Raw genomic sequence first — 12,987 nt, forward strand, 5'->3', positions numbered from 1 at the left:
CAATGTTTTTTTTGCAACGAGCCGCCCTCCCCATCGACACTGCCGGTGGATTTCGGTCGAGGCCTGCCTCGACCTGTTTGCGATACCAAGATGCGGCGGAAGTACCGGGTTATTTGGAGAATTGCTTCAGATAAGCGATGACATTGGCGACGTCCTCGTCCTTTTTGAGGCCGGGAAATGCCATCTTCGTTCCTTTGACCATCGCCTTGGGATCGTGAAGGTAGGTCGCCAGCGTGGCTTCGTCCCATTTAACGCCGGATTTTCCAGCCTCGGTCATGGCCTTGGAATAGCTGAACCCCGGATGCGTGCCGGCCGTTCGGCCGATGACGCCGTTCAAGGACGGACCGATCTTGTTCTGGTCCTTGTCCGCGATGTGGCAGACCTTGCATTTGGCGAAGACCTTCTCACCCGCCGCGGCATCCTGTGCCCGCGAGGGATCGGCAATGACGGTCGCGACGGACATGACGGTAAAAAACACAATGGCACGCATGGCATTTCCTCCCTGATCGCCAATTTGCCCTGGCTGACCTGCACATGCCGACATTTAGTCCGCCAGCATGCGCCCTTGTACGGCAGAACGGATATTCACTGCCTATGGAGTTGCGGCACCTACATACCACAGAACCCGGCCGGCAGGTAGAGTTCGACCATGCAAAGGTTTAATGCGGACAATCTGCTCAAGGCAATTTGGTGTTGCAGGCGGCGGCGATCCGGCCGACCGCCTCTTCAAGGCCGGCAAGATCGAAATCGGCTTCACCGCGGCCCGACAGCAGCCCGAACCGCCAGGACAGCAGCAGCCGGTCCGCGGCAATCAGTCGCTTGATGCCGTCGGCACCGTCGCGAACCAGCATCCTGCCGCGCGGGCCGACCGACCAGCTTTCGTTGACCTTGCCGGATTGGTCGACAGTCACCGACATGGCGATGTTTCGACTGGCGGAGACGGTATCGCTCAGTTGCAGCCATTCGCTCCAACGCGGTTCGCCAGCGGTCCGGCAGGCGATCGTCAATACCGGGCTGTAACTCAATGCGCCGCCGCCGGTGATGAGCTTGTTGGTCGCGTAAAGCGAGGCGGTGACAAGACCATCGCTGCTCTTGTCGAACCGCCAGTTGTCGAGAACCGTATCAGCCTGGGCGATGCCGCGGACCGACGCAAGCAGGAACACCGTCGCGACCACGCTTCCGATACCGAAGAACTGTCTCAACGATGCCTCCAACAACCGCTGCGATCCGCAACCCAGCGCAGATAATCATCAAAGCTTCGTATCGCTACCTCGACCGCCATATACGTGAAATCCGTTGCGTCTGCGCCACAACGAAAAAGGCCGCCTCGATAAGGCGGCCCTTCGGCATTCAGCAGGGACGTTATTCAGCGTCCTTGGTGGCCTTTTTCTTCGGCGCGGCCTTTTTCTTGGGCTCTTCAGCGTCGTCGTCGGCCTTCTTGGTGTCGGCCTTTTTCGCAGCGGCCTTCTTCGCCGGCTTCGCCTTGGTCGTCTCCGTATCCTCGTCGTCGGCCAGCAGCTCTTCCTTGCTGACCTTGACGTCGGTGACCGAGATCTGGCCGAGCAGATGGTCGACCACCTTCTCTTCGAACATCGGCGCGCGCAGCGTGTTCAGCGCTTCGGGGTTGCTGCGGTAGAACTCGAAGGCTTCCTGCTGCTGGTTGGCCGGATAGCGGCGCACCTGCTCGAGCAGGCCGCGCTGCAATTCCTCGTCCGACACGGTGACGCCGGCCTTCTCGCCGATTTCGGCGAGAACAAGGCCGAGGCGCACGCGGCGTTCGGCAAGCCGCATATACTCGGCACGCGCTTCTTCTTCCGTCGTCTCTTCATCGGCGAAGGTGCGGCCGGCGGCTTCGAGATCGCGGTTGACCTGGTTCCAGATGTTGTTGAACTCGGCCTCGACGAGCTTGGACGGCGCCTCGAACGAGTAGGCGGCGTCGAGCTGGTCGAGCAACTGGCGCTTGATCTTCTGACGCGTTATCGAGCCGAACTGGTTCTCGATCTGACCGCGCACCACCTCACGCAGGCGCTCCAGCGACTCCAGGCCGAGATTCTTGGCCATCTCGTCGTTGATCTCAAGCACGCCGGGCTTCGACACTTCCTTGACGGTCACGTCGAAAGTGGCCTCCTTGCCGGCCAGATGCGCCGCCTGATAGTTTTCGGGGAAGGTGACCGTGACCTGCTTCTCATCGCCGGCCTTGCCGCCGATCAGCTGATCCTCGAAGCCGGGGATGAATTCCTTCGAGCCGAGCACCAGCGGCTGATCGGTACCGGCGCCGCCGTTGAAGGCTTCGCCGTCGATCTTGCCGACATAGTCGATCGTCACGCGGTCGCCCTCGGCGGCCTTGCCGGTCTTCGGCTCGTAGGTGCGAGCGGATTCGGCGACGCGCTTGACCTGCTCGTCGATCTCCTCATCCGGCACGTCGAACACCTGGCGCGTCACCTTGATGTCGGAGAAATCCTTGATTTCGATCGGCGGAATGACCTCGTAATTCAGGCGAAACTCGAAATCGGCGCCGCCGGCCAGGATCTTCTCGGCTTCCTTCTCGTCCTCGGTCATGATCACTTCGGGCTGCATGGCGGCCTTTTCGCCGCGCCCGGTGATGATCGAACGGGTCGAATCATTGAGGATCTCATTGACCACTTCGGCCATGAACGACTTGCCATAGACCTTGCGCAGGTGCTGCACCGGCACCTTGCCGGGGCGGAAGCCGTTGATGCGAACCTTGTTCCTGGCGTCCGAAAGCCGCGCCATCAGCTTGGCTTCCATGTCACCGGCCGGCACGGTGATTTTGATCTCGCGCTTGAGACCGGAGTTGAGCGTTTCGGTGACCTGCATCATAAAACCTTTGTTTCCACCAATGAGGCCGCCAAACGGCCCCTGCCGTTCGCAACCTGCCGGTATGATCTTGCCGGGAATGGCTTTTGGTGCGGGACTTGGCGATTTGTCCGCCCAACGCGGCTCAAATCCTCCAGCAATACGCTCCAAAATGTGAATAAGTCTTTGTTTTTCCTACTTCTTGTCACATTCTGCAGAAGCGGATCGCCGCGTTCCGTCACATTCGACACGCCTTCTGTCACAGGCGCGGCTGATTTTCAACCATCTTCGCGTTCCGGCCAATGATGCTGATGTGGGCTCTGACATTGACAGAATGATGGCTACATGAGATTGGCCGGGCGACGCGGATGTGGCGGAATTGGTAGACGCCCTGGATTTAGGTTCCTTCCGGCCCAATCTCCCCTAGCGGAGCTACTCCCCAAAAATCAGTTAAACCCTTGTGAAACATAAGGGTTTTTCCCCCGCGCAAATAGATACGGTATCGATACTAGATACGGTGACAAACTCGCCGTGTGACAAATTTCTGCGACAAACGTGACAAACAGGAGAACCTAACGTGAACTTCGACGGCATGAACCTCGATCAACTCGGGGCTCAGGCGTACGCCCACTACAAGGCCGGCGAGAAGGCGAACCAGAAGGCCAACGACCACGCGAAATCGAGCGGCCTGTATCTGGCCGAGGCGAAGCGCAGGATCGACACGGAGCATCCCTACGGGGAACGCACGAAGGTTTGGCACGGGTTCCTGAAGTCGCATTGCCCTGTCGCCCCAACCCGCGCCCACCAGCTCATCAGTGTTGCCACTGGCAAGACCACCGAGGAGGAGGTCAAGCAAAAGACGGCTGCGTCTGTGCGGGAGACCCGCGTAAGGGCCAAGGACGAGAGTTTTTCACTACGTAGTGAAAAAGTTCAGGCACGCCTCCACTTCCAGTCACACCCGATCTCGACGAACGGGACACCCTCATAGCCCGCATCACGGCCAAGCTGCCCGCGCTCTCCATCGAACAACTCCAGACCATCGAAAGGCTGATCCCCAATGTTCAAGACTGACGACATCCCGCACTCCAATTACACCCGCAGGCGCAGCCGCTCCTTGGCTCCCGCGATCAGAGGGCTCAACCCGAGCGAGTTCGTGCGGGTCATGTCCATCTACAACAGGGGCAAGGTCCGCTGCACCGTGATCAAGGGGGAGACGTGCCCCGCGATCATCGACCTCCTGCCGGACGAGTTGGTGAAGGACAAAGGATCGTGGGTGGAAATGAAGGTCTCCGTCCGCGAGTTCGCTATGCGGAATTGCAAGGCATGTGTGAGGAAGATCGGCAACAAGCGCCTCTTGGTCATTCCGGGGAGCTGCGTTCAGACTTTCGCGACCTACGTCTACCACAGGGCTCAGGGTCTGGACTTCAGGGCCTGCTTCGCTGCCCTTCCCAACCTCCTCGACGAGCCCACGGCCCCGGTCTGGGATAGCAACGGGCTGTACCAGTGATGGCCCAGAACCGCTCCGGTATCCACTACCTCGCCGCTACCTCTGGCCTCTCCTACGGGGGAGGTCAAGCAGCTCCTCTTCGAGATCATGATGAACACCACAAAGGCCAGGAGCGCCGCCCGGGAACTCGCCCGGGAGATCGTAGGAGAATTTGTTGAACGCGCCATTCGACCACAACCTCCAGCGGCAGATCGAGCTGGAGATCGAAATGTCCGGCTTGGGCCGGGATCGGTACCTCTCCCGCGTTCGTAAGAACATCGACAAGGGACGCGGCTACGAGACTGACACCGGGCGCTGCATCCTCCAGAGTGCTGTCGGGCCAGTCGCTGACGGCATCGCCCAGTTCATAGAGGATACCTACAACGGTCGCCCCGGCCCCCGCGCCGTGGCAGCCAAGCTGATCAAGGACATGGACCACCATGTCGTGTCGTTTCTCGCCTGTCGGGCCGTCCTGGCGGGCATGATGCGCCGCCGCTCCGGTTCCCTCCTAACGCTTGCCATCTCTGTGGCCCGGGCTGTCGAGACGGAAGCGCGCTTCGAGGTCTTCCTCAGGACTGATCCCGACCGCTTCAGGTGGAAGCTCAAGGAGTTGTCCGACAGCGGCGCGACGGAGCAGCACAAGGCCACCGTGCTGACCTACGCCATGGGCAAGCTCGGCATCCCTTGGGATCGCTGGACGCACACCGACAAGCTGCACCTTGGCATCAAGCTGGTGGAGCTGTTCTGCCAGCAGACCGGCCTGACCGCCATCGAGCAAGCGTACATCGGAGGGGACAAAGAGGCACCCCGAGACCAGTACATTGTCCACCTGACCGAGCGCGCCATGGCGTGGATCGACCAATCCATCCTTGGCGGCGAGCTTCTGTTCCCCGCGTTCATGCCCACGCTGGTCCCCCCGAAGGACTGGACGGGCCTGTCGGGTGGCGCGTACTTCACCAAGCTTGGGCGTCCCGTGCCCCTCGTCCGTCGTTCCCGCCCGGGGCAGCTAGAACTGCTCAAGCGAGCCGACCTATCGCTGGTCCTCAAGGGACTGAACGCCATCCAGCGGACGCCTTGGGAGATCAACGGGGCGATCCTCGACGTGATGGTCGTCCTCGCTCGATCCGGGGAGAGCATCGCCGGGCTGGTTCCAGCGGAAGACAAGCCGATGCCCGCGCGGCCTGCTGGTGTCCCTGAGGACGCCGACATCAAGTCCCTCCCAGTTCACCTTCAGAGGGAGTTTCAGGAGTGGAAGTGGGCAGCCCGGGACGTCTACTCGGAGAACCTCCAGCTCCGACAGGACCGCCTCAAACAGCAGCAGCTACTCGGTCTGGCCGAGAAGTTCCGCAATGAGGCTGCCATCTACTTCCCCCACAACCTCGACTTCCGGGGTCGTGCGTATCCCCTGCCAGACGTCCTTCACCCGCAGGGCAGCGACCCCGTCAAGGCGCTCCTCAGGTTCGCCGAGGGGAAGCCTCTCGGGGAGGATGGGGAACGCTGGCTGGCCATCCACGGGGCGAACACCTACGGCATCGACAAGGTGTCGTTCGATGAGCGCGTGAAGTGGGTCGAGGAGAACCGCTTCCTGATCTGGGCGCAGGCCGTCGATCCCTTTGCGAACCTGTGGTGGACCGAGGCTGACAAGCCTTGGTGCTTCCTCGCCTTCTGCTTCGAGTGGCTTGCACTGGACCAGCAGGCTGACGCCTTCATCTCGCACCTTCCAATCGCCCTCGACGGCTCCTGCAACGGGCTCCAGCACTTCTCTGCCATGCTCCTCGACAGTGTCGGCGGTGCGGCGGTGAACCTGATCCCGGCGAAGAAGCCTCAGGACATCTATCAGGTGGTCGCTGACCGCGTGATGGCACAATTGCGTCTTATTGCCTCCGGTAACGGAGCTGATCCCGAAAGGGAACGGTGGGCGCATGAGTGGCTGGCCATGGGGATCGACCGCAAGGTGACCAAGAGGCCGGTCATGGTGCTGCCCTACGGGGGAACGCCACGGTCGTGCCTCAAGTATGTCGACGAGGCCGTGAAGGCGAAGGTCGCTGCCGGCTATCAGCACAACCTGGGTGACGAACTGAAGAAGGCCATCGGCTTCCTCGCCAGCCTTGTTTGGGACAGCATCGGGGACGTGGTGATCGCCGCAAGGGACGCCATGGGGTGGCTCCAGAAGACGGCCCGAGCGGTCGGCAAGGAGAACCGCCCGGTGTACTGGACGACGCCCAGCGGCTTCGTCGGGTATCAAGCCTACCTCAACATGACGACCCGTAAGCTGAAGACCAAGATCGCCGGTCAGATGGTGCAACTGCGGGTCAACGACGACACCGACGACATCGACGTGTCCAAGCAGGCAACCTCGATCAGCCCCAACTACGTCCACTCAATGGACGCCTCGGCCATGATCCTGACGGTGGCAGCCTTGGCAGTCGCTGGCTTCAAGTCGTTCGCCATGATCCACGACAGCTATGGCACCCACGCCTGCGACACTACCCTCCTCGCTTCGACCCTCCGCAAGGTGTTCGTCGAGATGTACAAGCAAGACCCCCTCGCGGCCCTCCGCGCGGCGATCATAGACAACAACCCCTCGGTCGACGGGATCGAGCCACTACCATCGAAAGGAGACCTGAACCTGGACGCTGTCATGGCGTCTGACTTCTTCTTCGCCTAAACACCTCCGCAAAGGGAATTGATCCCTGATCGGAGATTATGGTGACCAATAGCCCTACGAAACATTCTCGAAGGATTTCACATGAACAACAACATCACGATCCGCATGGGTGCTGCCTATCAGGACATCACCGTGGGCACCGTTCACATCGACCTCGCGGCTGCCGACAAGACTGCCCGCTACGAGGTTCGCAGGACCCTGATCGAGGGTCTGAAAGAGAACGGCTACTTCGGCAAGAAGGAACAGCGCAAGGCTCAGTTCCGCAACCGGAGGGCTGCAGCATGACGCCGGCTGAGGTCTCCGCAATCATCCTCCTCCACTTCGTCGCTACCCTCGCCGGCTACTGGGTCGGCTGGAAGATTGGCGAGTGGCTGTTCGACTGATGACCATCGAAGCTGCAACGGCGCTGGTCGCCCTCTCCCTCATCACCCTCTTCTTCCTGGCTAACCTCGGAGGCCCCGATGCCACGGCTTAATCGTGACGTTTTGAACATGGCCGGTCCCCGCGACGTCGCAATGGCGTCCATGACCGTTCTCGACCGACTGCAGGACTTCCGCCCTGAAATCCAGATCATGGGCGCAGCAGCGGTCTTCCTGACCCTCGCAGACCACCTCGGCATTCCTGCTCAGGAAGCCTTCACGGTCACCAAGAACCTGATCAACGGGGACGACGGCAAGCGCGCCGAGTTCCGTGGCATCGACGCATACATGAAAGGCGAACTGGCATGAGCAACCCCTTCAAGGCTAACGACAAAATCATCTGCATCGACGCCAAGAACAGCCATGGCCGGCTCACCGAGGGTGAGACCTACACCGTCCGTGAGGCCCACCCCAACGGCTACATCAAGCTCGTCGAGCGGCCCGGCATCTACTACGCCAAGCGGTTCGAGCCGGCCTCCAAGGCTAAGGCCAAGCCGACACCGTTCGGTCAGGTCAAGGCCGTCACCGTCAACAAGGCCGACGTCCTCGCCGTGCTGACCCAGTACGTCCGCTTCGGCTTGGGCATCGACGCCACGGTCGCGAAGCTCGTCGACAAGTTCCCCGAAGCCATCGAGCTGGTCCTCAGCAGCGAGGCTGCCGCGTGAAGTACCTCACCATCGCAAAGCTCCTCTGGAAGCGCGGTCAGCCGCTACCACTCGACCTCTACATGAAGCTGACCGACCTGGGCCACAACGTCGAAGCCCTTGAACGCCGTTATTCCGTCTGAACTCATCCCTTAAAGGACCTACTACTGCATGGCAAAAGATACCAAGAAGAAGCTTCCTCAGTTCACCACCCCGCGTGGCGTGTTCGTCTACCCGAAGCTGTCTGAGCCCGACTACGGCACGAAGGACTACCCGAAGCCGGACGGCGAATACTCGCTCAAGTTCCGCATGTCGCACTCCGACGCCGAAGCCTTCGTGAACCGCAAGGTCAAGCACGGCAACGAGTCGTTCTCGATCCAGTCGATCTACGAGGACGCCCTCCGCAACGCCGAGCGCCTGTTCGGTGAGCTGAAGCTCGAAAGCCGCAAGAAACTTGGCTCGGTGAAGCCGAACGCCCTCTTCACGGTCCTGTACGATCAGGACACCGAGGAGCCGACCGGAGAGGTTGAGTTCAAGTTCAAGATGAAGGCTTCCGGCGAGTTCAAGAAGGGTCCGAAGGCGGGCACCAAGTGGAACCGCAAGCCCGACATCTTCGATGCTCGTGGCGTCAAGATCACCAAGGGCGTCCAGATTTGGGGCGGCACCGAGGGCAAGGTCTCGTTCGGCATCGGCACCGACAAGGATGGCGTGCCGGGCTACTTCGTGGCTGGCACCGCCGCTGCGGGTCTGACCCTCCAGCTCTCCGCTGTCCAGATCATCAGCCTCGTGTCTGCCGGCCAGCGCTCCGCTGACAGCTACGGCTTCGGTGAGGAGGAAGGCTTCGGCTACGATCCCGACGATTACCGTGAGGACGATGCCGGCGAGGACAAGTCCAACGAGGGCTCATCCGAGAGCCAGGCCGGCGAAGACGACTTCTAAGCCTTGGCACGACGCACGTTCCCGAAGCGGACCTCGACGCGGCAGATCGCTGTCGCCAAGGGGTTCCGCTCGGGGCTCGAAGACAAGGTGGCGGGGGAGCTGGACCATGCCGGCGTCCCCTACACCTACGAGACGTTCAAGATCACCTACGAGATACCCGCCCGGCTGGCGAAGTACACACCTGACTTCCGCCTACTCAGCAACGGCATCATCGTGGAGACCAAAGGACAGTTCGTCACTGCGGATCGCCAGAAGCACAAGCTGATCAAAGAGCAGAACCCCGACCTCGATATTCGGTTGGTGTTCAGTCGCTCAGGCACCCGCATCTCCAAGCAGTCTCAGACCACCTACGCCATGTGGTGCGAGACCCACGGCTTCCTCTACGCGGACAAGTCAATCCCTCAGGAATGGCTCGACGAAGCACCGACTGCCGGTCGCATGGAAGCCCTCAACGCCATCCTCAACTCCCAATCAAAGGTCAAGAAATGAGCATCGTCACTTCCATCATCAACTTCTTCAAGCGCGCCCCGTCGACCGCCAACGCCGTCGCCGTCTTCAACAAGGCCATCGCCGAGCTGGACGCCGTGGTCGAACACCACAACCTCAAGGCCGAGCTGCTCGACGCCGAGATCGCCGTGAAGGTCGCCGCTCAGACGGTCGCCAAGGAAGCGGCTGCCGACGCCGACAAGATCGCCAAGCGCGTCCGCAAGCTGGTGGCCTGATCATGAAGGGTGTCGTTCTCTTCCAGCTCGCCCTGATCGTGGCCTTCATTTACGGCTGGATCGTCAACCTGATCGAAGTGATCCACGCGGCCACCGCTGGTGCGCCGTTCACCACCATGCTGATCCTTCGCATCATCGGCATCCCGGTCGGCCTGCTCGGCGCGATCTTGGGGTGGTTCTGATGAACGAAGCCGTCCGCATCGCTCACTGCTTCGGCGCGATCCTGACCGGGATCACCATCGTCGTCCTCGCCATCGTGATCAGCGTCACCCACGGGTCGGCCTTCGGGGCAGCCTTCGGGTTCCTGTCGCTGATCTTCGGCTACGGCGTTGGCGTCAACACGGTCGGCTCCATTCTCGCCACCAACACGACGGTCGCCATGGTGATCGTCTCGTGGACCTCGGCGCTGGCTGCCGTCGTCCTGGCGCTGCTCGCCCTTTGATGGAACTTGATAGCAAGGCTTGGACGGGTCGAGAGGCCCGTTCCAGCTACCCCTCCGTCACTGAGCTGATCGACAAGTACCTCCCCCGGAAGACCCGGGCCGAGGTCTACGCGATGTCCCGGGCCTACGAGGATCGGATCACCGACCTCATGCGGACCATCCACGACTATCACCTCCGCTGCGAGGCGATGGCCAAGCACATGGATGGCATGGAGAAGGAGTTCTACAGCCGGGTCGCATGGCCGGTGTCCTACGGCTCCTTCGACAGCTCCGTCGAGATCAACCCGATGGAATGTACCCGGTCCTACCAAGTCGAGTGGAAACCAGACGTCTATCGCGCCCGGTACGTCATGCGGGACAGCGACCTGATCAACGAACGGGATCACCCACACCTCTTCGAGATGGTGTGCCGCCAGTTCGAGGAACACATCACCAGAACCCTCATCCCCAAGCTCCGCCATGAGTTCGCGAAGCTCTACAGCAGGACCACACGATGACACCGAAAGACATGGCAGAGAACCTCGCCGGGGACTTCTTGGAGTTCGCTCAGGACCTCCTCAAGGTCAGCCGCGAGGACAACCTCAAGGCCGTCGAAGGGCGACCTGTCACACACGTCTACGATGCCGCCGAGATGGCGCGCATCATCTTCACGACCGCCTATCAGGTCCACCACCGGCTGATGTCTGTGGCCAACTCGATGCGGATTGAAGAGGTCGGGTGAAACGCCTGACTGACGCGGACAGGCTCTCCCTGCTCCGCTTCCAGCTAGTCCTCAGCACCGCTCGACAGCTCGGCAAACCCATGCTGACCGCCGAGATGGTCAAGCACCAGCTCCAGCAGTTCCAGAACATCCCGCCGCAAGGCTGAATGCACGAAACCGACAGTGAGTTCCTGCGCAAGGAGCCATGCCCATCCTGTGGCTCCCGCGACAATCTCGCCCGGTACACGGACGGCCACGCCTACTGCTTTGGCTGCCGCCACTACGAACCCGGAGACAATGAATTGACAGAACAGACCGAGGCTGCAGAGCCCCGGAACGTAGACTTCGTCCCTCTTGGTGAGCCGTCCGACTGGCAGAGCCGAGGCATCAATCTAGAAAGCGCGCAGAAGTGGGGCTTCACCCGTTCGACCCTGAACGGCCAGCCCGTCCGCTTGTTCAACTACCGAAACAGCGCGCAGCAACTCGTCTGGCAGAAGGTCCGGTTCCAGGGAAAGGACTTCCGGTCCAAGGGCACCAAGGAGGACATGTGCCTCTACGGCCAGTGGCTATGGCGGGACGGCGGTAAGCGCGTCGTCATCGTCGAGGGCGAGCTGGACGCGATCTCTCTCAGCCAAATGCAGGGTCACAAGTGGCCCGTCGTCTCGATCCCTAACGGGTGTGACGGCGCGGCCAAGGCCCTGCGGAAGAACCTCCAATGGCTCGAACAGTTCGAGGAAGTCGTCCTCATGTTCGATCAGGACGACCCCGGCCAGAAGGCCACCGAGGAATGCAAGACGATCCCGTTCACACCGGGCAAGCTCAAGATCGCCTCGCTGCCCCTCAAGGACGCCAACGAGATGCTCATGGCGGGCCGGATCAAGGAGACCATCGACGCCATTTGGGGTGCCAAGGTCTACCGCCCTGACGGTCTCGTCGGGGTGGCGGACATCATGGGCGACCTCCTCAAGCCAGTCGAGTACGGCCTGCCATGGTGCCTGGAGGAGCTGACCAAGCTCACCTACGGACGCCGAGACGGCGAGGTCTATGGCTTCGGCGCAGGCACGGGCATCGGCAAGACCGACTTCCTGATGCAGCAGATCGCGTTCGACATCACCGAGCTGAAGCAGCACGTCGGTGCGATCTTCCTCGAACAGAAGCCCGTCGAAACGGCGAAGCGTGTTGCAGGCAAGTTGGCCGGCAAGATGTTCCATGTTCCCGACGCCGGCTGGACGCCCGAGGAACTGACCCGCGCCGCCACCGAGCTGGATGGCAAGCTGTTCTTCTACGACAGCTTCGGCCAGACGGACTGGGAGTTGGTCAAGGGCCACATCCGCTACATGGCGGTGAGCCTCGGCATCAAGCTGATCTACGTCGATCACCTGACGGCCATGGCCGACACGGGCGACGAGAAGGGCACCCTAGAGCAGATCATGAAGGAGATGGCGGGCCTCGCTATGGAGCTGGGCATCATCATCCACTTCGTCTCGCACCTGTCGACGCCTGATGGGAAACCCCATGAGGAAGGCGGGCGCGTCATGATCCGCCACTTCAAGGGCTCCCGAGCGATCGGCTTCTGGTCCTACTTCATGTTCGGCCTCGAACGAGACCAGCAGAACGAAGATCCAGTTATCGCCACCACCACAATCTTCCGCATCCTCAAGGACCGCTACACCGGCAGGGCCACGGGCAAGACCATCATGCTCGGGTTTAAGCAGGAGACTGGCCGTCTGTACGTGCGGGAGGACGATCCCTTTAGCGACAAGGACGCAAACGCGCATGGCTTCTCTAACGAGAGCGATGACGACCTACCTTTCTGAGGCGCTGTCATTCGTGATGGTAGCCCTCCTGATCCTCTGGCTCGCGGTCTCGCCGCATCAGCCAATCTCACAGCCAGGTAACCATTGCCGCGTCGATGTGGCCCCAGTCGGTCAGGACGTGTTCCTGCTGCCCTGCTCCAAGGTCGAGCCGGCAGTCTATCCGTACGTGTGGCTGAACGAGGGTCAAGACATCTGACCTTCGATCACACCAACGAGAACATCCCCTCGGCGCTGATCGTCCGGCGCGAGGGTCACCGTCTAATCCTCCAAGGCAGAACTGCCAGCATCGTCCTGTTCGCGGAAGCGTGGAGGGACGTCGTGGGCGCAATTCAA

General features: G+C 61.1%; 20 protein-coding genes. 17 read left to right on the top strand and 3 right to left on the bottom strand.

Features of this window, described 5'->3' with window-relative positions:
* Positions 1–109: 109 nt before the first annotated feature.
* The 3 genes from NKI85_RS02645 to tig all read right to left on the bottom strand — a co-directional run bounded on the left by NKI85_RS02645 (position 110) and on the right by tig (position 2,838).
* A complete protein-coding gene (locus NKI85_RS02645) occupies positions 110–463 on the bottom strand; it encodes a c-type cytochrome (RefSeq protein ID WP_502896101.1) in 354 nt (117 codons plus the stop codon).
* A gap of 214 nt (positions 464–677) precedes the next feature.
* Positions 678–1,202, bottom strand: a complete 525-nt coding sequence (locus tag NKI85_RS02650; protein WP_352775674.1) for a hypothetical protein — start codon at positions 1,200–1,202, stop codon at positions 678–680.
* A 160-nt stretch (positions 1,203–1,362) separates the two neighbouring features.
* Positions 1,363–2,838, bottom strand: a complete 1,476-nt coding sequence (tig, locus tag NKI85_RS02655) for a trigger factor (RefSeq protein ID WP_352776225.1) — start codon at positions 2,836–2,838, stop codon at positions 1,363–1,365.
* Between the two features lie 556 nt (positions 2,839–3,394).
* Between tig and NKI85_RS02660 the strand changes: the two genes are divergently transcribed.
* The 17 genes from NKI85_RS02660 (at position 3,395) to NKI85_RS02740 (ending at position 12,850) form a co-directional block, all read left to right on the top strand.
* Complete coding sequence (locus tag NKI85_RS02660; RefSeq protein ID WP_352775676.1) at positions 3,395–3,805, top strand: hypothetical protein; 411 nt, start codon at positions 3,395–3,397, stop codon at positions 3,803–3,805.
* Between the two features lie 69 nt (positions 3,806–3,874).
* Positions 3,875–4,324: a hypothetical protein gene (locus NKI85_RS02665; protein ID WP_352775679.1), complete on the top strand. Its 450-nt coding sequence runs from the start codon at positions 3,875–3,877 to the stop codon at positions 4,322–4,324.
* Between the two features lie 154 nt (positions 4,325–4,478).
* Complete coding sequence (locus tag NKI85_RS02670) at positions 4,479–6,971, top strand: DNA-directed RNA polymerase (protein ID WP_352775682.1); 2,493 nt, start codon at positions 4,479–4,481, stop codon at positions 6,969–6,971.
* An 81-nt stretch (positions 6,972–7,052) separates the two neighbouring features.
* On the top strand, positions 7,053–7,256 hold the full coding sequence (locus tag NKI85_RS02675; RefSeq protein WP_352775685.1) for a hypothetical protein: 204 nt from the start codon (positions 7,053–7,055) through the stop codon (positions 7,254–7,256).
* Positions 7,257–7,495: 239 nt separating this feature from the next.
* Positions 7,496–7,699 (top strand): hypothetical protein, encoded by a 204-nt coding sequence (locus tag NKI85_RS02680; RefSeq protein WP_352775688.1) that lies wholly within the window; start codon positions 7,496–7,498, stop codon positions 7,697–7,699.
* Entirely contained in the window at positions 7,696–8,055 is a 360-nt protein-coding gene (locus NKI85_RS02685) for a hypothetical protein (protein WP_352775691.1), read from the top strand. The genes NKI85_RS02680 and NKI85_RS02685 overlap by 4 nt, the downstream gene beginning before the upstream one ends.
* The gene (locus NKI85_RS02690; RefSeq protein ID WP_352775693.1) at positions 8,052–8,177 is read left to right on the top strand and encodes a hypothetical protein; all 126 of its coding nucleotides are present in this window, start codon (positions 8,052–8,054) and stop codon (positions 8,175–8,177) included. Before NKI85_RS02685 ends, NKI85_RS02690 begins: the two co-directional genes overlap by 4 nt.
* Before the next feature lie 28 nt (positions 8,178–8,205).
* Positions 8,206–8,973, top strand: a complete 768-nt coding sequence (locus tag NKI85_RS02695) for a hypothetical protein (protein WP_352775696.1) — start codon at positions 8,206–8,208, stop codon at positions 8,971–8,973.
* 3 nt (positions 8,974–8,976) lie between these two features.
* Positions 8,977–9,462 (top strand): PDDEXK family nuclease, encoded by a 486-nt coding sequence (locus NKI85_RS02700; RefSeq protein WP_352775699.1) that lies wholly within the window; start codon positions 8,977–8,979, stop codon positions 9,460–9,462.
* The gene (locus NKI85_RS02705; RefSeq protein ID WP_352775701.1) at positions 9,459–9,695 is read left to right on the top strand and encodes a hypothetical protein; all 237 of its coding nucleotides are present in this window, start codon (positions 9,459–9,461) and stop codon (positions 9,693–9,695) included. Before NKI85_RS02700 ends, NKI85_RS02705 begins: the two co-directional genes overlap by 4 nt.
* 2 nt (positions 9,696–9,697) lie before the next feature.
* Entirely contained in the window at positions 9,698–9,877 is a 180-nt protein-coding gene (locus NKI85_RS02710; protein WP_352775704.1) for a hypothetical protein, read from the top strand.
* The gene (locus tag NKI85_RS02715) at positions 9,877–10,137 is read left to right on the top strand and encodes a hypothetical protein (protein ID WP_352775706.1); all 261 of its coding nucleotides are present in this window, start codon (positions 9,877–9,879) and stop codon (positions 10,135–10,137) included. Before NKI85_RS02710 ends, NKI85_RS02715 begins: the two co-directional genes overlap by 1 nt.
* Positions 10,134–10,634 carry a hypothetical protein gene (locus NKI85_RS02720; protein ID WP_352775707.1) on the top strand — a complete coding sequence of 167 codons (501 nt, stop codon included), beginning with the start codon at positions 10,134–10,136 and terminating at the stop codon, positions 10,632–10,634. Before NKI85_RS02715 ends, NKI85_RS02720 begins: the two co-directional genes overlap by 4 nt.
* On the top strand, positions 10,631–10,858 hold the full coding sequence (locus tag NKI85_RS02725; protein WP_352775710.1) for a hypothetical protein: 228 nt from the start codon (positions 10,631–10,633) through the stop codon (positions 10,856–10,858). Before NKI85_RS02720 ends, NKI85_RS02725 begins: the two co-directional genes overlap by 4 nt.
* Positions 10,855–11,004: a hypothetical protein gene (locus tag NKI85_RS02730; RefSeq protein ID WP_352775713.1), complete on the top strand. Its 150-nt coding sequence runs from the start codon at positions 10,855–10,857 to the stop codon at positions 11,002–11,004. The genes NKI85_RS02725 and NKI85_RS02730 overlap by 4 nt, the downstream gene beginning before the upstream one ends.
* Positions 11,005–12,654: a toprim domain-containing protein gene (locus NKI85_RS02735; protein WP_352775716.1), complete on the top strand. Its 1,650-nt coding sequence runs from the start codon at positions 11,005–11,007 to the stop codon at positions 12,652–12,654. It begins immediately after the preceding gene.
* Complete coding sequence (locus NKI85_RS02740) at positions 12,635–12,850, top strand: hypothetical protein (RefSeq protein WP_352775719.1); 216 nt, start codon at positions 12,635–12,637, stop codon at positions 12,848–12,850. The genes NKI85_RS02735 and NKI85_RS02740 overlap by 20 nt, the downstream gene beginning before the upstream one ends.
* Positions 12,851–12,987 lie beyond the last annotated feature (137 nt).

The organism is Mesorhizobium sp. M0571 (assembly GCF_040320985.1).
Lineage (GTDB): Bacteria > Pseudomonadota > Alphaproteobacteria > Rhizobiales > Rhizobiaceae > Mesorhizobium.

Excerpts from the sequence above, each read along its gene's own strand:
- NKI85_RS02665 (WP_352775679.1), top strand. The coding sequence starts at position 3,875 with ATGTTCAAGACTGACGACATCCCGCACTCCAATTACACCCGCAGGCGC.
- NKI85_RS02740 (WP_352775719.1), top strand. The coding sequence starts at position 12,635 with ATGACGACCTACCTTTCTGAGGCGCTGTCATTCGTGATGGTAGCCCTC.
- NKI85_RS02680 (WP_352775688.1), top strand. The coding sequence starts at position 7,496 with ATGACCGTTCTCGACCGACTGCAGGACTTCCGCCCTGAAATCCAGATC.
- NKI85_RS02710 (WP_352775704.1), top strand. The coding sequence starts at position 9,698 with ATGAAGGGTGTCGTTCTCTTCCAGCTCGCCCTGATCGTGGCCTTCATT.
- NKI85_RS02695 (WP_352775696.1), top strand. The coding sequence starts at position 8,206 with ATGGCAAAAGATACCAAGAAGAAGCTTCCTCAGTTCACCACCCCGCGT.
- tig (WP_352776225.1), bottom strand. The coding sequence starts at position 2,838 with ATGCAGGTCACCGAAACGCTCAACTCCGGTCTCAAGCGCGAGATCAAA.
- NKI85_RS02725 (WP_352775710.1), top strand. The coding sequence starts at position 10,631 with ATGACACCGAAAGACATGGCAGAGAACCTCGCCGGGGACTTCTTGGAG.
- NKI85_RS02735 (WP_352775716.1), top strand. The coding sequence starts at position 11,005 with ATGCACGAAACCGACAGTGAGTTCCTGCGCAAGGAGCCATGCCCATCC.
- NKI85_RS02705 (WP_352775701.1), top strand. The coding sequence starts at position 9,459 with ATGAGCATCGTCACTTCCATCATCAACTTCTTCAAGCGCGCCCCGTCG.
- NKI85_RS02715 (WP_352775706.1), top strand. The coding sequence starts at position 9,877 with ATGAACGAAGCCGTCCGCATCGCTCACTGCTTCGGCGCGATCCTGACC.
- NKI85_RS02675 (WP_352775685.1), top strand. The coding sequence starts at position 7,053 with ATGAACAACAACATCACGATCCGCATGGGTGCTGCCTATCAGGACATC.
- NKI85_RS02645 (WP_502896101.1), bottom strand. The coding sequence starts at position 463 with ATGTCCGTCGCGACCGTCATTGCCGATCCCTCGCGGGCACAGGATGCC.
- NKI85_RS02685 (WP_352775691.1), top strand. The coding sequence starts at position 7,696 with ATGAGCAACCCCTTCAAGGCTAACGACAAAATCATCTGCATCGACGCC.